At 64.2% G+C, this 20,681-nt stretch carries 19 protein-coding genes and 1 tRNA gene; 11 read left to right on the top strand and 9 right to left on the bottom strand.

The genetic code is table 11. The annotated features are described in order from the left end of the window. Positions 1–68 precede the first annotated feature (68 nt). The 3 genes from V6B08_RS11170 to V6B08_RS11160 are packed head-to-tail and all read left to right on the top strand — an operon-like array spanning position 69 to position 2,601. Positions 69–1,823 carry an ATP-binding protein gene (locus V6B08_RS11170; protein WP_341980653.1) on the top strand — a complete coding sequence of 585 codons (1,755 nt, stop codon included), beginning with the start codon at positions 69–71 and terminating at the stop codon, positions 1,821–1,823. After that, positions 1,820–2,203 carry a response regulator gene (locus V6B08_RS11165; RefSeq protein ID WP_341980650.1) on the top strand — a complete coding sequence of 128 codons (384 nt, stop codon included), beginning with the start codon at positions 1,820–1,822 and terminating at the stop codon, positions 2,201–2,203. Before V6B08_RS11170 ends, V6B08_RS11165 begins: the two co-directional genes overlap by 4 nt. Continuing rightward, positions 2,200–2,601 carry a response regulator gene (locus V6B08_RS11160; RefSeq protein ID WP_341980649.1) on the top strand — a complete coding sequence of 134 codons (402 nt, stop codon included), beginning with the start codon at positions 2,200–2,202 and terminating at the stop codon, positions 2,599–2,601. The genes V6B08_RS11165 and V6B08_RS11160 overlap by 4 nt, the downstream gene beginning before the upstream one ends. On the opposite strand, the gene V6B08_RS11155 is transcribed toward V6B08_RS11160, so the two are convergent. Beyond that, complete coding sequence (locus V6B08_RS11155) at positions 2,598–3,425, bottom strand: class I SAM-dependent methyltransferase (RefSeq protein WP_341980647.1); 828 nt, start codon at positions 3,423–3,425, stop codon at positions 2,598–2,600. The two genes, V6B08_RS11160 and V6B08_RS11155, sit on opposite strands and share 4 nt — an antisense overlap. After that, positions 3,425–4,252, bottom strand: coding sequence for an MBL fold metallo-hydrolase (locus V6B08_RS11150; RefSeq protein WP_341980645.1), 828 nt, complete (start codon positions 4,250–4,252; stop codon positions 3,425–3,427). The genes V6B08_RS11155 and V6B08_RS11150 overlap by 1 nt, the downstream gene beginning before the upstream one ends. Positions 4,253–4,339: 87 nt before the next feature. Between V6B08_RS11150 and V6B08_RS11145 the strand changes: the two genes are divergently transcribed. Then, on the top strand, positions 4,340–5,095 hold the full coding sequence (locus V6B08_RS11145; protein ID WP_341980643.1) for an enoyl-CoA hydratase/isomerase family protein: 756 nt from the start codon (positions 4,340–4,342) through the stop codon (positions 5,093–5,095). A 16-nt stretch (positions 5,096–5,111) separates the two neighbouring features. Here the strand turns inward: V6B08_RS11145 and V6B08_RS11140 are convergent, their stop codons facing one another. The 4 genes from V6B08_RS11140 to carA all read right to left on the bottom strand — a co-directional run bounded on the left by V6B08_RS11140 (position 5,112) and on the right by carA (position 10,932). Next, the gene (locus V6B08_RS11140) at positions 5,112–5,804 is read right to left on the bottom strand and encodes a response regulator transcription factor (protein WP_341980641.1); all 693 of its coding nucleotides are present in this window, start codon (positions 5,802–5,804) and stop codon (positions 5,112–5,114) included. Positions 5,805–6,010: 206 nt separating this feature from the next. Beyond that, positions 6,011–6,484: a transcription elongation factor GreA gene (greA, locus tag V6B08_RS11135; protein ID WP_341980639.1), complete on the bottom strand. Its 474-nt coding sequence runs from the start codon at positions 6,482–6,484 to the stop codon at positions 6,011–6,013. Positions 6,485–6,504: 20 nt separating this feature from the next. After that, positions 6,505–9,735 carry a carbamoyl-phosphate synthase large subunit gene (carB, locus tag V6B08_RS11130; protein WP_341980637.1) on the bottom strand — a complete coding sequence of 1,077 codons (3,231 nt, stop codon included), beginning with the start codon at positions 9,733–9,735 and terminating at the stop codon, positions 6,505–6,507. 18 nt (positions 9,736–9,753) lie between these two features. Then, entirely contained in the window at positions 9,754–10,932 is a 1,179-nt protein-coding gene (carA, locus tag V6B08_RS11125) for a glutamine-hydrolyzing carbamoyl-phosphate synthase small subunit (RefSeq protein ID WP_341980635.1), read from the bottom strand. Positions 10,933–11,227: 295 nt separating this feature from the next. Here carA and V6B08_RS11120 point away from each other — a divergent pair, with 295 nt between their 5' ends. From V6B08_RS11120 to V6B08_RS11090, 7 genes are all read left to right on the top strand, one after another. Beyond that, positions 11,228–11,686, top strand: coding sequence for a GatB/YqeY domain-containing protein (locus V6B08_RS11120; RefSeq protein ID WP_341980633.1), 459 nt, complete (start codon positions 11,228–11,230; stop codon positions 11,684–11,686). A 23-nt stretch (positions 11,687–11,709) separates the two neighbouring features. Continuing rightward, on the top strand, positions 11,710–13,611 hold the full coding sequence (gene dnaG / locus V6B08_RS11115) for a DNA primase (RefSeq protein ID WP_341980631.1): 1,902 nt from the start codon (positions 11,710–11,712) through the stop codon (positions 13,609–13,611). Between the two features lie 92 nt (positions 13,612–13,703). Beyond that, positions 13,704–15,782: an RNA polymerase sigma factor RpoD gene (rpoD, locus tag V6B08_RS11110; RefSeq protein WP_341980629.1), complete on the top strand. Its 2,079-nt coding sequence runs from the start codon at positions 13,704–13,706 to the stop codon at positions 15,780–15,782. A 27-nt stretch (positions 15,783–15,809) separates the two neighbouring features. Then, positions 15,810–15,886: transfer RNA gene (locus V6B08_RS11105), tRNA-Ile, on the top strand. Positions 15,887–16,092: 206 nt separating this feature from the next. After that, entirely contained in the window at positions 16,093–16,971 is an 879-nt protein-coding gene (locus V6B08_RS11100) for an adenylate/guanylate cyclase domain-containing protein (RefSeq protein ID WP_341980628.1), read from the top strand. A gap of 192 nt (positions 16,972–17,163) precedes the next feature. Next, a complete protein-coding gene (locus V6B08_RS11095) occupies positions 17,164–19,101 on the top strand; it encodes a methyl-accepting chemotaxis protein (protein WP_341980626.1) in 1,938 nt (645 codons plus the stop codon). A gap of 18 nt (positions 19,102–19,119) precedes the next feature. Next, on the top strand, positions 19,120–19,575 hold the full coding sequence (locus tag V6B08_RS11090) for a chemotaxis protein CheW (protein ID WP_341980624.1): 456 nt from the start codon (positions 19,120–19,122) through the stop codon (positions 19,573–19,575). Between the two features lie 6 nt (positions 19,576–19,581). Here V6B08_RS11090 and V6B08_RS11085 read toward each other — a convergent pair whose 3' ends face one another. Genes V6B08_RS11085 through V6B08_RS11075 form a run of 3 tightly spaced genes read right to left on the bottom strand, consistent with a single transcriptional unit; the run spans position 19,582 to position 20,614 of the window. After that, positions 19,582–19,980, bottom strand: a complete 399-nt coding sequence (locus tag V6B08_RS11085; protein ID WP_341980622.1) for a hypothetical protein — start codon at positions 19,978–19,980, stop codon at positions 19,582–19,584. A gap of 9 nt (positions 19,981–19,989) precedes the next feature. Then, a complete protein-coding gene (locus V6B08_RS11080; RefSeq protein ID WP_341980620.1) occupies positions 19,990–20,292 on the bottom strand; it encodes a hypothetical protein in 303 nt (100 codons plus the stop codon). A 4-nt stretch (positions 20,293–20,296) separates the two neighbouring features. After that, a complete protein-coding gene (locus V6B08_RS11075; RefSeq protein ID WP_341980618.1) occupies positions 20,297–20,614 on the bottom strand; it encodes a YggT family protein in 318 nt (105 codons plus the stop codon). Positions 20,615–20,681: the final 67 nt, after the last annotated feature.

Here is a 20,681-nt window from a genome sequence, read left to right as displayed (position 1 = left end):
TCCCTTTCCATTTCCGTGGGCGGGGAGCATCATATGGCCTGCGTTGTTGGCAAGCGGGGATGGCTTAAGTGCCCAGGGTCGAATTTCTCCGGCACAAGGAGAATACCGACGAGATTCGGGTCCATCAGGCGGTGCATCTGGTCAAGATGGTGCCGTTCATGGTCTTCGGCAACCTGCTCTGCATGGCTGCCAGCATCCTCAATGCCCCGCACGTCTTTCTGAACCACTACGTCTACCTGCCCTACGCCATCATCACGCTGCTGATGCTGCCGATGCTGATGAACTGGCGCAAATATGCCGATGCGCCGGCCCCGCAGCGGGTGAGCCGCGGCCGCGTGCGCCGCGCCAGCATCCATGCCCTGCTGCTCGGCCTCACCTGGGCAACTGCCTGTATCATGACGTTCCCGCATCTCAACGCCCAGGAACAATCGATGTTCGTCGGCATCATGGGCGTGATGATGGTGGGCGGCGGCTCGGCGCTCTCGCGCATGCCGAGCAGCGGCGTCAGCTTCGGCCTGCCGCTCGGCATCGTGCTGCTGGTCTGCGGCGTGGTGTTCGACCGCACGCCGAACCGCGTCGTCACCTTCGGCGTGGTGATGGGCATCATCGCCTATGCCCAGGTGCTGCGCTTCAACTGGCTGGCCTTCGTCGAGCATGTGCGCACCGATGTGTCGCGCCGCGCCCTGCAGGACCGCCTGAATGCCCAGGAAGCCATCGCCAGCGCCCAGCGCGGCCTGATGGAAGCCCTGCCCTTCCCGCTGGTGGTGACGCGCGGCGAAATGGCTTTGTTCGCCAGCCCCTCGGCGATGCGGGTCTTCGGCCTCAAGCCGCAGGACCTCAACAACCCCGACATATCGAACCGCCGCTACTTCGCGCGCGACGAGGATTTCCGCTATCTCGCCGGCTGCCAGTTGCGCAACGAAGCCGTGCCGGAAATGCAGGTGCTGTTCAACGGCGCCGATGGCAACACCTTCTGGGCCCTGGTTTCCTGCAAGCCGATCAAGTTCGGCGGCGGCGACGCCTGGATCAACGCCATCATGCCGATGGAAGAGCGCATGAAGGTGGAGCGTGAACTGGCCAAGGCTAAGGAACAGGCCGAACTCGCCAGCAACGCCAAAACCGATTTCCTCGCCTCGATGAGCCATGAGCTGCGCACGCCGCTGAACGCCATCATCGGCTATTCCGAAATCCTGCTGGAAGAAGCCGAGGAGGAGGGCAACAAGATCTACGCCGACGACCTCGGCAAGATCCGCACCGCCGGCCGTCACATCCTGGCGCTGATCAACGACATCCTCGACATCACCAAGATCGAGGCCGGCAAGATGGAAGTGACGCCGGAGCATGTCACGCTGCCCGACCTGATGGGCGATGTCGGCGCCGTGATCCGCCGCCTGATGGAAAAGAACGGCAACCGGTTCATCATGGAGAACGACGCCACGGTGCAGACGCTGTGGACCGACGTGACCAAGGCACGCCAGACCATCATCAACCTGCTGTCCAATGCCGCCAAGTTCACCCGCGATGGCAGCGTGGTGATCCGCGTCACCTCGGAACAGCGCGACGGTGCCGACTGGCTGCGCTTCACCGTCACCGATACCGGCATCGGCATCCCCGAGGACCAGATCGATAATATCTTCGATGAATTCAATCAGGGCGACAGCAACACCGCGCGGCATTTCGGCGGCACCGGCCTCGGCCTTGCCTTAAGCCGCAAGATCGCCCGCCTGCTCGGCGGCGATATCACCGCCCGCTCCAAGGTCGGCGAAGGCTCGGTGTTCGAATTCACCATGCCGGCGCGGCTGGCGGAAGTTGAAGCGGCATGACCAAGATCCTGATTGTCGAAGACAACGAAATGAACCGCGACATGCTGGGCCGACGCCTGGCCAAGCGCGGCTTCGCCGTCTGCTTCGCCATCACCGGCGAGGAATGCCTGGATGTGGCGCCGCGCGAGATGCCGGATCTGGTGCTGATGGATATCGGGCTTGGCGAAGGCATCGACGGGCTGGAGACGACGCGGCGGCTGAAGGCCGACCCTTTGATGACACAGATCCCGGTCATCGCGCTCACCGCCCATGCGCTGGCCACCGACCGCGAGAAATGCCTCGCCGCCGGCTGCGCCGACTACGACACCAAGCCGGTCGACCTCGACCGGCTGCTGAGCAAGATCGGAACCCTCCTCTCCAGCGAAACGCCGCCCGCATGAGCCGCCAATCCTTTGCCGCCTACCGTGTCCTGATTGTCGATGACCAGAGCGAAATGATCGACCTGCTGTCGCGCATGCTGCGGCGCATGGGTTTTGCCGATCTGCATACCGCGCATAGCGCACGCGAGGCCGAGGAACTGCTGAACAAGCAATCCTTCCATCTGCTGCTTACCGATTACGCCATGACCGGGAATAGCGGTGCCGCCCTGGTCGCCAAGCTGCGCTCCGGCGACCTGCCCTGGGCGACACCGAGCGACACCCCGGCGATCATGATCACCGGCCATGGCGAGCGCGACTATGTGATCAAGGCGCGCGATGTCGGCGTGAACGCCTATCTGGTGAAGCCGGTGACGCCGCAGCAGTTGGAAGCCAAGATTGCTATCGTCCTGCGCGGCTAAAGCCGCGTCAGCCAGATACTGGCCGGGCGGGCGCCGGCGGCGCGCGGCAGCGGCCCCAATGCCTGATCCACCTCTTTGGTAAGCCTTGTCGCGGCATAATGGCTGGCGAAATCCAGTCGCCAGCCGCCGCCGGCCAGCAGCAGCGGCAAAGCCTGCTGCTCGTTATAGCCGCGCCACAGCCAGTCGGCGGGATAATCATCGGGCAGGAAGATATCGTGGATATGCACATGGCAGCCCGAGGGCAGCCTGGGCAGCACGCGGTTGAACAGCCAGTCCACATCGCTGCCCGGCATCAGGATATGGCTGGAATCGATGAACAGCAGGTCGTTGGCCAGCAAGGCATCGAAGATTGCCGGGTCGGCGCTCTGGGCGATGCCGGGGCGGAAATCCACTGCCAGGCCTTTCAGCGAGGCGCGCGGCGCCGGGTCGATCGCGGTGATACTGGTGTGGAGCGCGCCATCGCTCACGGCGCGGGCCATGAAGCGGGTGGAATGGCCGGAGCCGACCTCGACAATGCGGCCGGGTTGCCAGCGCCGCACCAGCGTATAGGCTGCCGCCGCATCCAGGGTGGGGAACCAGTCCTGCTCGAAACGCGGGCTGCCCTTGAAGCCGGCGAAATCCGCCGCATGCTCTGCGATGCCGGCCAGCACCTCGCGGAACGCCGCTTCGCGCCCCTGCATCAGCGTCGCCACTTCAGCATAGAGCGGCTGCGCGGGCGCAATACCATCGGCATAGCGATAGGGAATGAAAAAACCCTGACGGCGGAGGCCGAACAGCGTTTCAAGCCCCATGCGCAGGCGGCGCCAGTAGATACGCGGCGTCATCAGGGCCGCAGCACCATGCCCTCGCGCGCCACCACAGAGCCAGGCCGCGCCACCTCGACATCGGCGGCGATGGCATCCATGGCGGCATCGTCATGCTCGGGCTCGTGGTGAAACACCACATAGGTCTTGGCCTTGGCGGCGTCGCACAAGGCAACGCCAGCCTCCCAGGTGGAATGGCCCCAGCCCTTGCGCGTCTTGTACTGCGCCGGCGTATACATCGAGTCATAGACCACGATATCGGCGCCGCGCACGAATTCGGCCAGCTCGGCGCAGAATCCTTCCGGCGGATGCTCGGTATCGGTGAGGTAGCAGATCGACTTGCCCTGGAATTCGACGCGGTAGCCGGTGGCAAGATCGGGATGGCTGAGCGGCGCGGTGCGCACTTTGATGCCAGGCGCCGGCTCGATCACCTCGCCTTGGCGGAAATCATGGAAACTCAGATTCGCCTGGAAGATTTCCAGCGGCACCGGGAAAAGCGGCGAGGTCATCAACTGCTTCAGCACGCTCTTGATACCGCCGGTATCGGTAACATGGCCGGAATGGATGCGGAATGTATTGCGCGGATCGAAGAACGGGCAGAAATGCGGCATGCCGCAAACATGGTCGTAATGCGTATGGGTGAGGAAGACATCGGCGTTGATCGGCGCCTGGCGCTGCAGCAAATTGCCCAGCGCACGGATGCCGGTGCCGCTGTCGAATACCAGCACATGCTCGCCGCAGCGGATTTCCAGGCAGGAGGTATTGCCGCCATAGCGCATCACATCGGCCGAGCCGACGGCGATGGAGCCGCGCACGCCCCAGAAGCGGACATAAAAATCCTGGCTCATGCGCCTGCCTCCCGGCTGCCGCTTGCAGCCACAGCCGCGCTATGCGGAAATGCCGCCACCCTCTCCAAGAACAGGTCCCCAAACGCCATGTCCGACGCCTTCATTGTAGAGACCCAGGACGACCGTGCAACGCTGACCCTGAACCGGCCGGAAAAGCACAACGCGCTGGACATCAACGACCTAGACGCGCTTGACGCCGCCCTGCTGGAGCTGGCGGCGAAGCCGGCGCTGCGGCTGCTGGTGCTGCGCGCCAAGGGCAAGAGCTTCTGTTCCGGCGTCGACTTGGGCGATGTCGGCAGCCATGACTGGCGCGACAATCCGCTGGAGCGCGTTGCTGACCGCCTCGAAGCCTTCCCCTGCCCGACGCTCTGCGTGCTGCAGGGCGGCGTGTATGGCGGCGGCACCGATATCGCGCTGGCCTGCGACTTCCGGCTCGGCGCCGAAGGCATCCGCAGCTTCATCCCGCCGGCCAAGCTTGGCATCCAGTACCATCCGCATGGGCTGCGGCGCGCGGTGTCGCGACTGGGCCTCAGTGCTGCGAAGCGGCTGTTCCTCGCCACCGAGACATTCGATGCCACTGAAATGCTGCGCACCGGCTTCCTCGACTGGCTGGTGCCGGCCGCCGAACTCGAGGCCCGCGCCGAGGCGCTGACCGCTACGCTCACCGGCCTGGCGCCGCTCTCGCTCAAGGGCATGAAGCAGACGCTGAACGAAATCGCCAACGGCATCCTGGACGAGCGCGCCGCGCGCGACCGCTCGGCCAATTCCTTCCGCAGCGCCGATGCCGTGGAAGGCCGCCAGGCGATGGCCGAAAAACGGCCGCCGCGCTTCCAGGGCAAATGACGCGACGCCACTGCGTTCATGGCGACAGCCGGTAGCCGCCCGGTTCGGTCAGCAGCAGCTTGGCTTCCGCCGGATTACGCTCGATCTTCTGGCGCAGGCGATAAACATGGGTTTCCAGAGTATGGGTGGAAACCCCGGCATTGTAACCCCAGACCTCGGTGAGCAAGGTCTCGCGCGGCACCGGCTTCTGGCCGGCGCGCAGCAGGTATTTCAGGATCGCGGTTTCCTTTTCCGTCAGCCGCACCTTCTTGCCCACCTTCTCATTGTCGAGCAGCAGCTTGTTGGCCGGGCGGAAGCTGTAGGGCCCGATGGCGAAGACGGCATCCTCGCTCTGCTCGAACTGGCGCAACTGAGCACGGGCGCGGGCGATCAGCACGCCCATCTTGAACGGCTTGGAGACGTAGTCGTTGGCGCCAGCTTCCAGGCCGTGAATGGTATCGGCTTCGCTATCGGCGGCGGTGAGCATGATCACCGGGGTGCGCACGCTCTGGCGACGCATTTCGCGGCAGACCTCGCGGCCATCCAGGTCCGGCAGGCCGACATCGAGCAGGATCAGGTCGAACAGCTCGCGCTGCACGATATCCAAGGCCGCCTTGCCGTCATTGACGCAGGTGGTGGCGAATTCCTTAGTCGCCTCCAGCTGTTCAGCCAGCAGGCCTTGCAGGGTACGGTCGTCATCGACCAGCAGAACGCGCTTCGGACCACTCATGCGCTATGCGCTCCTCGCTGCCTGGCTCAAACCCGGCCCCGCCACACGGACAGGCGACCGGTCCGGGTTGCCCCGGAAAGACCAGTATAGCGAAAAGGGCGGAAAATAGCTCTGTGACCGCCGTCACTCCCCCGTCTGCCGGGTGCATTGCGGGAGAATGCCCGGCTGCCGTGGCCGCGCGGGCGAACCACCCTTTATGCGGGCAGTTACTTGAAGCTGACGGAAACGATCTCGTAGCCCTTGGCGCCGCCGGGGGCGGCCACCTCCACGCTGTCGCCGGCGCTCTTGCCCATCAGGGCGCGGGCCAGCGGCGCGGTGATCGAGAGCAGGCCGCCCTTGATGTCGGATTCATCGGCGCCGACGATCTGGTAGGTCATTTTCTCGTCGGTATCCTCGTCGGCCAGCACCACGGTGGCGCCGAACTTGACGGTGGAGCCGGTCAGCTTCGACACGTCGATGACATCGGCGCGGGCCAGCTTGTCCTCCAGCTCCATCACCCGGGTCTCGATCCAGCCCTGCTTTTCCTTGGCGGCGTGGTATTCGGCGTTTTCCGACAAGTCACCATGCTCGCGCGCCTCGGAGATCGCCCGGATCACCTCCGGCCGTTCCACGCTCTTCAGGTGCTTCAATTCCGCTTCCAGGCGGTGAAAGCCTGATGCGGTCATGGGTATGCGCTGCATGGTTCCCTTCCTCGCAAACCCTAAAAATAAGCCTGCAAGGGAGCAACGGCAAGGCTTCCCGAGCGCAACGCCTCAATGGCGCGCACGGCGGCCTTTGCACCGGCCACGGTCGTGAAATACGGGATTTTATTCATCAGCGCGGTGCGGCGCAGATCGAAACTGTCACGGATCGAGGCGGCCCCTTCCGAGGTGTTGAAGACCAGCTGGATTTCGCCGTTCTTCATCGAATCGACGATATGCGGGCGGCCTTCCATCACCTTCTTGACCACCTTCACCGGGATGCCGTGGCCTTCGAAGAAGCGCGCGGTGCCGGCGGTGGCCACCACCTGCAGGCCCATCGCCACCAGGCTGCGGGCGGCTTCCACCAGGGCCGGCTTGTCGCCATCACGCACCGAGATGAACACGCTGCCCTCGCGCGGCAGGATGGTGCCGGCGGCAAGCTGCGCCTTGGCGAAGGCCATGCCGAAATCACGGTCGATGCCCATGACCTCGCCGGTCGACTTCATTTCCGGGCCGAGGATGATATCCACGCCGGGGAAACGGGCGAACGGGAACACTGCTTCCTTCACCGCGATATGGTCATGGCGCTTCTGCTGCAGGCCGAAGCTGGCCAGCTTCTCGCCGGCCATGACGCGGGCGGCGATCTTTGCCAGCGGCTCGCCGATGGCCTTGGCGACGAAGGGCACGGTGCGCGAGGCACGCGGGTTGACCTCGAGGATGAACACCACGCCGTCCTTGACCGCGTATTGCACATTCATCAGGCCGACGACCTTGAGGGCGCGGGCCAGCGCCTGGGTCTGCGCCTTGATCTCGTCGATGATCGCCGGGGCCAGACTGTAGGGCGGCAGCGCGCAGGCACTGTCACCGGAATGGATACCCGCTTCCTCGATATGCTCCATCACGCCGGCGACGAACTGCGCCTCGCCATCGGCCAGGCAGTCCACATCCACTTCGATGGCATCCGAGAGATAGCTGTCGATCAGCACCGGCGAGGTGCCGGAAACCCGCACCGCCTCGGTCATGTAGCGTTCAAGCTGGGCGTTGTTGCGCACGATTTCCATGGCGCGGCCGCCAAGCACATAGCTCGGGCGGATCACCACCGGATAACCGATGCGAGCGACCACTTCGCGAGCCTCGGCTTCCGACCGCGCGATGCCGTTGGTCGGCTGCTTCAGGTTGAGCTGCTGCAGAAGCTGCTGGAAACGCTCGCGGTCCTCGGCCAGGTCGATGGCATCCGGCGAGGTGCCGAGGATCGGCACATGGGCGGCTTCGAGGCCGGCGGCGAGTTTCAGCGGCGTCTGGCCGCCAAGCTGCACGATCACACCATGCAGTTTGCCGTTCGACTGCTCGACGCGCACGATCTCCAGCACGTCCTCGACGGTCAGCGGCTCGAAATACAGGCGGTCGGAGGTGTCGTAATCGGTCGACACGGTTTCCGGGTTGCAGTTGACCATGATGGTCTCATAGCCGGCCTCTTTCAGCGCATAGGCGGCATGGACGCAGCAATAGTCGAACTCAATGCCCTGGCCGATGCGGTTCGGGCCACCGCCGAGGATGATCACCTTCTTGCGGTCGCTCGGTTGCGCTTCGCATTCGGCGCTCTCGCCGAATTCGTAGGTCGAATACATATACGGCGTGCGGCTTTCGAACTCGGCGGCGCAGGTATCTACGCGCTTGAACACCGGGTGCACCTTCGCCTTGGCCCGCGCGGCAGCCACTTCGGCTTCCTTCACGCCTGCCAGTTCGGCCAGGCGCGGATCGGAGAAGCCAATCTGCTTCAGCCGGCGCAGGCCGGCGGCATCCTTGGGCAGGCCGTGCTTGCGGATCGCCTGTTCCGCCTGCACGATCTCCTCGATCTGGCGCAGGAACCAGGGATCGAACTTGCAGGCACCCTGGATTTCCTCGACCGTCAGGCCGTGGCGGAAAGCCTGGGCGATCACCAGCAGGCGATCCGGCGTCGGCTTGGACAAAGCCGCCTTGATCAGCTCCTTGTCGTCATCCTCGACATTCGGGATCACCAGCTCGTTCAGGCCGGTGAGGCCAGTTTCCATGGAGCGCAGGGCTTTCTGCAGGCTCTCCTGGAAGCAGCGGCCCATCGACATCGCCTCGCCCACCGACTTCATCGAGGTGTTCAAGAGCTTCTCGGTGCCCGGGAATTTCTCGAAGGTGAAGCGCGGCATCTTGGTGACGATGTAATCAATCGTCGGCTCGAAGGAAGCCGGTGTCACCCCGGTGATGTCGTTCATCAATTCGTCGAGCGTGTAGCCCACCGCCAGCTTCGCCGCCACCTTGGCAATCGGGAAGCCGGTGGCCTTGGAGGCCAGCGCGGAGGAGCGCGACACGCGCGGATTCATCTCGATGACCACCATGCGGCCATCATCCGGGTTGACCGCGAACTGCACGTTCGAGCCGCCGGTTTCAACGCCGATCTCGCGCAGCACCGCCATCGAGGCGTCGCGCATGATCTGGTATTCCTTGTCGGTGAGCGTCAGCGCCGGGGCCACGGTGATGCTGTCGCCGGTATGCACGCCCATCGGGTCGATGTTTTCAATCGAGCAGACGATGATGCAGTTATCGTTGCGGTCGCGGACAACCTCCATCTCGTATTCTTTCCAGCCGAGCACCGATTCATCGATCAGCACTTCGGTGGTCGGCGAGGCATCGAGGCCGCGCAGCACGATCTCGTCGAATTCATCGCGCGTATAGGCAATGCCGCCGCCGGTGCCGGCCAGCGTGAAACTGGGACGGATCACGGCCGGCAGGCCGGTTTCCACCAGCACGGCGCGGGCTTCATCCAGGGTATGCGCGGTAGCCGATTTCGGCATGTCGAGGCCGATGCGCTGCATCGCCTGGCGGAACAGTTCGCGGTCCTCGGCCATGGCGATGGCATCGCGGCTGGCGCCGATCAGCTTCACCTTGAACTTTTCCAGCGTGCCGTCCTCGGCCAGCTTCATCGCGGTGTTCAGCGCGGTCTGGCCGCCCATGGTGGGCAGCAGCGCGTCCGGCCGTTCCTTCTCGATGATCTTGGCGACGATCTCGGGCGTGATCGGCTCCACATAAGTGGCATCCGCCAGGCCCGGATCGGTCATGATCGTGGCCGGGTTGGAGTTGATCAGGATGACGCGGTAGCCTTCCTGCTTCAGCGCCTTGCAGGCCTGGGTGCCGGAGTAATCGAATTCGCAGGCCTGGCCGATCACGATGGGACCGGCGCCGATGATCAGGATGCTCTGGATGTCGGTGCGCTTAGGCATGGGAAATCTCGGTCTGGGTCACTTCGCCTGGGCCTTCTCGATCAGGCCGACGAAGCGCTGGAAAAGGTAGTGGCTGTCCTGCGGGCCAGGCGAGGCTTCCGGGTGATACTGCACCGAGAAGACCGGCTTGTCGGTCAGCTTGATGCCTTCATTCGAGCCGTCGAACAGCGACACATGGGTGCGCACGACATTGGCCGGCAGGCTTTCCTCCACCACGCAGAAGCCGTGATTCTGGCTGGTGATCTCCACCTTGCCGGTCTCCAGGTCCTTCACCGGGTGATTGGCGCCGCGATGGCCGCGTTCCATCTTCGCGGTCTTGCCGCCAAGCGCCAACGCGAGCATCTGGTGGCCGAGGCAGATGCCAAAAACCGGCTTGCCGCTCTCCACCAGGGCCTTGATCGTCGGCACGGCATAGACGCCGGTGGCCGCCGGATCGCCGGGGCCGTTGGACAGGAAGATGCCGTCCGGCTTGTGGCGCAGCACATCTTCCGCCGTGCTGTTGCCGGGCAGCACGGTGACACGGCAGCCGACAGAAGCCAGATTGCGCAGGATGTTGCGCTTAATGCCGTAGTCGAGCGCCACGACGTGATATTTCGGCGCCGTCTGCTTGCCGTAGCCCTGGCCCAGGGTCCACAGCGTCTCGTCCCAGCCATAGGTCTGGCGGCAGCTCACATCCTTGGCGAGATCCATGCCTTCCAGGCCCGGCCAGGCCTTGGCCTGGGCGGTGAGCGCGGCAAGGTCGAACTTGCCGTCCTTACGGTAGGCGATGACGCCATTCGGCGCGCCAAGATCGCGGATGCGCCGGGTCATGGCGCGGGTGTCGATGCCGGAGAGGCCGACCAGGTTGCGCGCCTTGAGCCAGGCATCCAGGTGATGATCGCTGCGGAAGTTGGACGGATCGGTGATCGGGGCGCGCAGGATCAGGCCGCGCGCGGCGATGCCCTGGGTCTCGATATCTTCCGGGTTGGTGCCGGTGTTGCCGATATGCGGGAAGGTGAAGGTGATGATCTGGCCGGCATAGGAAGGATCGGTGAGGATTTCCTGGTAGCCTGTCATCGAGGTGTTGAAGCAGATTTCGCCTTCCGCCACGCCCTCGGCGCCGAGGCCATAGCCGCGGAAGACACTGCCATCGGCCAGAACGACGATTCCCGTCAGCCCTGGTTGCGGCGGCTGCGGGTCGATCGGCTGCGGCGACATGTCCGGTACTCCATCTGGCGCCACTGCAGGCGCAGTATTCGGGCCGCATGAAGCTGCCGGAGCGGGGTTAAGCGAAAACCTCGGCTCCGGGCTTTAAGGGCCCTGTTGTGGATGAGCGGCCGGGCGCTGACCTGCCCCGCCGACCGGGGCCGGACCATAGCAAATCAGGCCGTTCCGTCAAGTCGCAACATGTATCGAAACATTCAGAGTTATCAACAGGTTATAGTTTTTGCCTGGAATCGGTTGTTCGAGTATGCTCGCCCCTTTCCGGTAGCTTAAGTGGGGATATAAAACGATGCTGCGGACGACGCTGAACGACGCCTTGAAAGAGGCGATGAAGGCCAAAGATACCCGCCGTATCAGTACCTTGCGTCTGATCCTGGCGGCGCTCAAGGACCGCGACATCAACGCCCGCACCGATGGCGCCGACCGCACCGGCATCCCGGAGCAGGACATCCTTTCCATGCTGCAGACCATGGTGCGCCAGCGCCGCGAATCGATCACCGCCTACGAAACGGGCGGCCGGCCGGACCTGGTGGACCAGGAAAAGGAAGAAATCGCCATCATCGAGTCGTTCCTGCCCAAGCAGATGGAGCCGGCCGAGATCGAGGCCGCCGCCAAGGCGGCGATTGCCGAGGTCGGCGCCACCGGCATCAAGGATATGGGCAAGGCGATGGGCGTGCTGAAAGCCAAATATGTCGGCCAGATGGATTTCGGCAAGGCATCGGCGGTACTCAAGGGCCTGCTGACCTAGAGCGGGTATAGACTGGAAGGGCCATGGCCCAATTTCCCGAGTCGTTTCTCGAGGAGCTGCGTAACCGGGTGTCGCTGCCTGGCCTGATCGGCCGGCATGTGCGGCTGACCAAGCGTGGCCGCGACTATCTCGGCCTCTGCCCGTTCCATAACGAAAAGACGCCGTCCTTCCACGTCTACGACGACCATTACCATTGCTTCGGCTGCGGCGCCCATGGCGACGCCATCGAGTTCATGAAAAGCAAGGGTGGCCTCTCGTTCCACGAGGCTATCGAGCAGCTTGCCGGCGAAGCCGGACTCGCGGTGCCACAGCAGCGGCCCGAGGACCGCGAACGCGACAAGCAGGCGGCCTCGCTTTCCACCGCGCTGGAAGAATGCGCCAAGTGGTATGAGGGCCAGTTGCAGGCCGCCGTGGGCCGCGAAGCCAAGGCTTATGTCGAGCGCCGCGGCCTCTCGCGCGAAACCATCGCCCGCTTCCGCATCGGCTACGCCCCCGGTTCCAGCAAAGGGGGAGCCCGCACGGCGCTGAAAGAGGCCATGCTGGCGCGCAATATCCCGGAAGCATTGCTGATCGAATCCGGCATGCTGATCAAGCCGGACGATGGCGGTGCGAGCTATGACCGTTTCCGCAACCGGGTGATGTTTCCGATCAGTGACCGGCGCGGCCGGGTGATCGCTTTCGGCGGCCGGGCGCTGGACCCGGATGCGCCGGCGAAATACCTCAACTCGCCGGAAACGCCGCTGTTTCACAAGAGCCACACGCTCTACAACATCGCGCTGGCCCGCGAGGCCTCACGCGAGGCCGGCACGGTGCTGGTGGCGGAAGGCTACATGGACGTGATCGCGCTGGCCCAGGCCGGCATCAGCCATGCCGTGGCGCCGCTCGGCACCGCGCTGACCGAGGATCAGATGGCGTTGCTGTGGCGCATGGCAGCGGAGCCGATCCTGTGTTTCGACGGCGACAAGGCCGGCCTCAAGGCGGCGTTGCGGGCTGTCGACCGCGCGCTGCCGCTGCTGGAGCCGGGCAAGTCCTTCCGCTTCGCCCTGCTGCCCGCCGGCCAGGACCCCGACGATCTGGTAAAGGCCGGCGGCCGCGCCGCCATGGAGGAAGTGCTGGCCCAGGCCCTGCCGCTGTCCGAAATGCTGTGGCGCAAGGAAACCGAGGGCCAGGCCATCGACACCCCGGAACGCCGCGCCGCGCTGGAAAACACGCTCAAGGCTGCCGCCTTCCGTATCAAGCACCCGGCGGTGCAGAACCACTACCGCGAGCATCTGCGCGAGAGGCTGCGCAACCTGTTCGCCCCTGCCCGCCCCAGCCGCCCACCCGGCCCCGGCCAGATGCGTGGCGGCCAGAACCGCCCCGGCTTCGCTGGCGGCTGGGCCGGCGAGCGCTGGACCGGTGGACGACCGGGTTTTGGCCGCCCGATCGGGGATCTGGCCGCCCCCCAGGCCCCGGATGCCGGCGACCGGCGGGAAAAGGCCCTGCTGCTGGGATTACTCCGCCATCCCTGGCTGGTTGAGGACCATGCCGAGGCGGTGGCGCGGCTGACATTCCCGAATCACCTGCTTGACAGCCTCAAGATGCGGATTCTAGAAGAAGCCTCCCGCCATCCCGGTCTTGACGGCGAGGGTCTGGCGTCCCATCTCAGGGGCCAGGGCCTTGGCACGTCGCTCGACCTCGTGTTCGGCGAGGAATATCGGGTACTTGAGCCGTTTACCAAGGCAGAGACCCTGCGAGACAAGGTTGAGAGAGGCTGGTTCCAGGCCGTGCAGCGTTATCGGTTGAACGAGCTGGAAAAGGAACTGGCGACCGCCCAGGCGGAACTCGCCGAGGATATGAGCCCGGATGCCTGGCGCCGTTTTTCGGCACTGCAGGCGGAAGTGGGCGCGGCCCGAAGCCAGGTATCGGCCTCGGACGACGAGTGATGATGTGAATGGAGCCGTTCCTCGCGGGGCGGCTCCGTGTGTTTTGGACAGGCCCGGTGCAAAAGCGCCGAGGTAACGGTTTAGGAAGCGGCATGGCGAAACAAGCAGCGGCACCCGATGCGACCGAAGCTCCGGAAAAGGAAGACACGGCTGATACGCCGCTGATCGACGCATCCGTTGCTGCGATCAAGCGCATGCTGACCCGCGCCAAGGAGCGCGGCTACGTCACTTACGACGAGATCAACGCCGTGCTGCCGCCGGAGCAGGTTTCCTCCGAGCAGATCGAAGACACCATGGCCATGCTCTCCGAGATGGGCGTGACCATCGTGGAATCGGAAGAGCAGGAAGACGCGCAGCCGGAGAAGGAAGAGGCCGAGGCCGAAGCCGTCGATGGCGAAGCGAGCGAGACCGCTGGCCCGAAGGCCGAGTCCGACCGCACCGACGATCCGGTGCGCATGTATCTGCGCGAAATGGGTTCGGTGGAGCTGCTGTCGCGCGAGGGCGAAATCGCCATCGCCAAGCGCATCGAGGCCGGCCGCGAGAAGATGATCTCGGCGATCTGCGAAAGCCCGCTGACCATCCAGGCCATCGTGCAATGGCGCGACGACCTGGTGGAAGGCCGCCTGTTGCTGCGCGACGTGGTTGACCTTGAAGCCACCATGGGCGGCGGCGTTCCCGAAGGCGGCCTGGAAGAGGAAGAAGAAGCGGCCGCGGCGGAAGCCGCAGGCCAGCCGTCCAAGCTCGACCCGAAGCCGGTGGCGAAGCCGGAAGCCGCGCCGAAGCCGTCGGTGAAGGCCGAGGCACCGAAGGCCGCCGCGCCTGGCGGCCCGGGTGGTGGTTCGGGCGTCGGCCCCGATGGCGCCCCGGCGCCAGAGGAAATGGACGAGGACGACGAGGCCAACCTGTCGCTCGCCGCCATGGAAGCGCAGCTCAAGCCGCAGGTGCTGGAAGCCTTCGACGCCATCGCCAAGCATTACAAGAAGCTGCAGAAGACGCAGGAAGAGCGCCTGCAATCGGCGCTGGCGCATGAGCCGATCGACCCGAAGCGCGACAAGGCCTACCAGAAGCTGACCCATGAGATGGTGCGGCTGATGGATTCCGTGCATCTCAACAACATGCGCATCGAAAGCCTGGTCGAGAATCTCTACGGCCTGAACAAGAAGCTGATGATGCTGGAAGGCCGCATGCTGCGTATCGCGGAGGGCTACAAGATCCCCCGCGAGGAATTCATCAAGCAGTACGAGAATAACGAACTCGATCCGAATTGGCTGTCCAAGGTCGCCAAGGTGAAGGGCCACAAGAACTGGCCGCGCTTCGCCGAATCCGGCGCCGCCCAGGTGAAGCCGATCCGCAACGAGATCGCCGTGGTCGCTACCCAGATCGGCCTGCCGGTTTCCGAGTTCAAGCGCATCTACAAGCAGGTGCGCGAGGGCGAGCGCGAAGCCAGCATGGCGAAGAAGGAAATGGTCGAGGCCAACCTGCGCCTCGTCATCTCGATTGCCAAGAAATACACCAACCGCGGCCTGCAATTCCTCGACCTGATCCAGGAAGGCAATATCGGCCTGATGAAGGCGGTGGATAAGTTCGAATACCGCCGTGGCTACAAGTTCTCGACCTATGCCACCTGGTGGATCCGGCAGGCCATCACCCGCTCCATCGCCGACCAGGCCCGCACCATCCGTATTCCGGTGCACATGATCGAGACGATCAACAAGCTGGTGCGCACCAGCCGCCAGATGCTGCACGAGATCGGCCGCGAGCCGACGCCGGAAGAACTGGCGACCAAGCTCGGCATGCCGCTGGAGAAGGTGCGCAAGGTGCTCAAGATCGCCAAGGAGCCGATCAGCCTCGAAACACCGATCGGCGACGAGGAAGATTCGCATCTCGGCGATTTCATCGAGGACAAGAACGCCGTTCTGCCGCTCGATGCAGCGATTAACTCCAACCTGCGCGAGACCACCACGCGGGTGCTGGCCACCCTTACCCCGCGCGAAGAACGCGTGCTGCGCATGCGCTTCGGCATCGGCATGAACACCGATCACACGCTCGAGGAAGTCGGCCAGCAGTTCAACGTCACCCGCGAGCGTATCCGCCAGATCGAGGCCAAGGCGCTGCGGAAGTTGAAGCACCCGAGCCGCTCGCGTAAATTGCGCTCATTCCTTGATACTTGAGGCGCATAAATAGCGCCTCAAGTCTCCGGGCCTGTAGCTCAACTGGTTAGAGCCGGCCGCTCATAACGGTCTGGTTGGGGGTTCAAGTCCCTCCGGGCCCACCATTTTCCTTTATATTTCAAAATCTTGCATCTGGGTTAGCCAGACGGGTTAGCCATGTGGTTAGCCACGACTGCAAACCTGCCGGAAACCGCTGCCCAAGCAGCCGCCGTCACATTTTTTGGCGCAGATCCGCCCTCCCCGGTCCCGGGCCAGTAGGGCTATACTGGCTGCTGCCCGCTTTTCATCCGCGCCAGACGAGGCTGCCCTGATGCAGACTGATCCCGGCTCTCCGCCCCCTGGCCCCACCTCCCCTGATGCCAAGACGGAGGCCCCGCGTCCGCTGCCGCGCAAGCTGACCACGATCTTCTGCGCCGATGTGCAGGGCTACAGCGCCCAGGTGGAAGCCGATGAAGTCGGCACCGTGCAGCGGCTCAAGCTCTATCGCGGCGAGATGATCCAGGAGATCGAGCGGCATCATGGCCGCGTGGTGAATACCTGGGGCGATGGCCTGCTGGCGGAATTCTCTTCCCCCGTGGAAGCCGTGTTCGCCGCCGTGGAAGCACAGCGCCGCGTCGCCGCGCGCAATGCGGCGCTGAAACTGGATGCGCCCGGCACGCCGCCATTGCAATTCCGCATCGGCATCAATCTCGGCGACGTGATGGTGGATGGCACCGACCTGCTTGGCGATGGCGTGAATATCGCATCAAGGCTGGAATCGCTCGCCGAAGCCGGTGGTGTGTGCATTTCCGGCACGGTATTCGAGCAGGTGCGCAAGAAGCTGGATTTCTGCTTCGACTTCATCGGCTCGCGCGAAATCAAGAATATCGCCGAGCCGGTGCCGGCCTACCGCATCCAGGTGGACCAGCCGGCCCGCGCCAGCGCCCAGCCGCCGGTTTATCAAGGCCGCCCGCAGCATGATGAGACGGATGGCGGGCCGCAGGATAGCGAAGAGGCGATCCGCAAATGGCGCCGCAATGCCATGCGCGGTGTCGTCGTCATCGTCTTCCTTGCCCTGATCAATCTGCTGACCAGCCGCCACAGCATCTGGTTCCACTGGCCATTGCTCGGCATGGCGATGATGCTGGCGCTGCGCTATCCCTATGGCGTCGATCCGCGCCGCATGTGGCCGCTCTGGCGGCGGGATTAGCGCCTGCTTATAGCAATGTGACGCTTTCTACCGCGTCGCGCCGATTCCACAGCCCTGCCGGTTAAAATCCGCTAACACCTTGTCGCTGTTAGCGGATTGTCACTCGGCCAGAACCAGCTCCAGGATTAGACCAACGGTATCGGACAGGCGCCGCCTGCCCGGTGACGTTTTGCTGGCATCCTGGAGAGCCCCATGTTGCGCCTGATCAACAACACCAAGATCCTCACCCGCATTTCAGCCCTGCTGATCCTGCTCTCGCTCGCCACGATCGGCGTCGGCGTAATGGCCCGCTACATCATCGATGTTTCGGATCAGGTGACCGATGAGATGGCGAACAAGGCAACCCGCGCCCTCTACAGCGACCATGTCTTTGCCCTGACCCAGACGACTATTGCCGATTCTCGCGGCCTCTACTTGGCGAACACGCCGGAGGAAACCGAGCGATATGCAAAAGGCATCGAAGCAAGCCTGAGTCAGATCAACGCGGATCTGGATGCCTGGGCGAAGATCCAGCCGGCCGCCGAGAGCGCCAGCTTCGCCGAGACCCGCCGCATGGTGGATGCCTTCGCCGCAACGCGTCGCGAGATCGCCCGCATTGCCCGCGCCGAAGGCGCGCAAGCCTCCCGCGATTATCAGCGGCGCCCGGAAGTCGGTGCCGCGCGCGATGCCGCCGTGAACAACCTGCGCGACACCGCAACGACACTCAGCAAGGCGGTGAATGACACGAACGAAGCCGTTACCGAACTCTATCGCCAGCAGCGCTGGACTTTGCTGATTGCGGTGGCGGCGGCTGTGGTGCTCGGCCTGCTGATCGGCGGCTTCATTGCCATCGGCACGATCATTCGCCCGATCCGCGCCATGACCGCCACCATGACCACGCTGGCTGGTGGCGACACCACGGTCGCCGTCAGCGGCGCCGAGCGCAAGGACGAGATCGGCGCCATGGCCGGCGCGGTGCAGGTGTTCAAGGACAGCATGATCGCCCGCGAAAAAGCCGAAGCCGATATCGCCGAACAGCGCAGCACCTCCGAGGCACAGCGTGCCGAGCGTGAAGCCCGCGAGCGCAAGGCGATCGAGGAAATCTCGCAGCTTTGCGACAAGGCCTCGGCCGGCGATCTCGGCATGCGGCTGAACGAAGGCGACAAGGAAGGCTTCCTGCTTACCATCAGCCAGCGGCTGAACGGCCTCACCGGCATGCTGCAGCAGGTGACCAGCGAAGTCGCCACGGTGGCCGGCGGCATGGCCCAGGGTGATTTGACCCATGACATCCGTGGCAACTACCAGGGTGTTTTCGGCCAGCTCAAGACCGACATGAACCGCATGGCGGCCAAGCTGCGCGAAATCGCTGGCGATCTTGGCACCAGCGCCGCCAATGTGAACGAGGCGGCGGCGGAAATTTCCAGCGGCAGCCAGGACCTGGCGCAACGCACCGAAGCGCAGGCCGCCGCCATCGAGGAAACGGCGGCATCGATGCATGAAATCACCACCACGGTGAAGCAGAATGCCGACAACGCCCAGGCCGCCAACCAGCTCGCCGAGACGGCGCGCGACGCGGCGGAGAATGGCGGCAAGGTGATGCGCAATGTCGTCACCGCGATGGGCGAGATCGAAACCTCGGCGACCCGGATCACCGACATCGTCGGCCTGATCGACGAGATTGCCTTCCAGACCAACCTGCTGGCGCTCAACGCGTCCGTGGAAGCGGCGCGCGCCGGCGAGGCCGGCAAGGGCTTTGCCGTCGTGGCGCAGGAAGTGCGGGCGCTGGCGCAGCGTTCCGCCAATGCCTCGAAGGATATCAAGGCACTGATCAGCCAGTCCAACGGCCAGGTGCGCGAAGGCGGCAAGCTGGTAAGCGATGCCGGCCGCAGCCTGGAGCAGATCATGACAGCGGTGCAGAAGGTTTCCACCATCGTCGCCGAAATCGCCGCTGCCAGCCGCGAACAGGCGCTGGGCCTGGAGCAGATCAACACCGCCGTCGGTTCGATGGACGAGATGACCCAGCGCAATGGCGCCCTGGTGGAAGAGACCTCGGCTTCCGCCCAGGCGCTTTCCAACCAGGCCAGCGACCTGGCGCAACTGGTCAGCTTCTTCAAGATACAGCGGTCAGCGCCCCTGGCCCGCGCCGCCTGAGCGAAAGGAGAGCAAGCTATGGAAAATTTCGATGCCCTGCTGGTGACGCTTGGCGACCAGGCCTATGCCCTGCCGCTGCTGCAGATCCAGGAAATCCGCGGCTGGACCAATGTTTCGCCGCTGCCCAACTGTGACGCAAGCTGCCTCGGGCTGCTGAACCTGCGCGGCCAGGTGCTGGCGGTGCTGGATGCCCGCCTGCTGATGGGCAAGCCGGCGCCAACACCAAAACCGCAGGATGTGATCGTGGTGGCGATGCTGGAAAACAAGCCTTTCGGCCTGCTGGTGGATGGCGTATCCGACATCATCTCCGTCGACACCAGCCAGATCACCCGCGCCGAAACCAATGAGGCCTGGTCGTCGAAGCTGGTGGATGGCGTGGCAACTATCGGCGACAAGCTGGTACCGCTGATCTCGCTGCAGCATATCGGTAGCGGGCAGGAGCCTGCGGAGCCGGTCCTGCCAGCGGCGGCGTAGATTGTTCTAGCCTGGCTTGCCGACGACTGAAAACAGCAGCGCCAGGCCCCAGAACAGCAAAGCCAGCAGCATGGCAAACAATGCGTAGCGCAGATACATCTGGTGCAGCGCCTGCGTGATCAGGCGCTGTGCATGCGCCGGCAGCAGATCGACCTTGCGGTCGAGCAGAATCCAGACTTCCGTCTGTTTGTAGGAATAGCGCCGCACCGTCTGCGCCTTCAGCACCAGCGCAGCGGCCACCAGCAGCGTGAGGATGGCGCCGCTTTTCAGCGACAGGACCGGCTCGTAGATCAGGCCGATCATCGTGCACCAGATCGCCAGCGCAGCGAAGAAACAACCGCGGCCGACCGAGAGGCCAGCCAGGCGGCGGATGCGCTGGTCGATGGCCTCGATATCCTCGTCCATTCAGCTCCGTCAGATCAGGCCAGGCAGGGTAAGCAGAAAAGCCGTGCCGAGCCAAACCAGCATCGACACGGTATCGGTCGCCTGCCGGCCGGTGAAGCGCTCGAACAAAGCCGCCGGCACGCCGGAGATGATCAGGGTGGAAAGAGAGACGATCAGCGAGGTGCCGTAGAGAATGGCGATGGGCGTCTGCGGCGCGAATTCCGGCATCCAGACCGGCGCCCAGACAAACACCAGCGGCAGGATTGGCGAGACGAAGCCGTTGATCAGGGTGACGCCGAGCACGGCAACGAACAGGGTTTGCGCGTTGAGCATGGCTTCAGTTCACTCCCAGCGTCGGCGCCATTCCATAGCGCGCGAAAATCACATAGGCGACATAGCGCAGCAGGAAGGCCCAGAAGGCGGTGACCAGCGGCAGAATGCGCGGCAGCACAAAGGCCGGGGTGAAGAAGGCCACGAACTGCACCGGCCAGGCGGTCAGCCGCACGAACCAGCGATGGATGTAATTCGGGCTGTCCGGCGGCAGGAAGGCACTCATCAGGAAGCGGCCGACACAGGTCCAGCCGATCACGGCGAGGCTGTAGGCGACAATCCAGAAGGGCAGAAAGTCCCAGAAGAAATCAGGCTTTGCAGGCATTGAGCAACCTTAATACGGACAAAAGAAAGCGGCGGGGACCACTATAAGGTCCCCGCCGCCCGTGACA

This window comes from Ferrovibrio sp. MS7 (assembly GCF_038404985.1).
In the GTDB taxonomy this organism is placed as follows: domain Bacteria; phylum Pseudomonadota; class Alphaproteobacteria; order Ferrovibrionales; family Ferrovibrionaceae; genus Ferrovibrio; species Ferrovibrio plantarum.
This window is presented reverse-complemented; position numbering and strand designations above follow the sequence as displayed.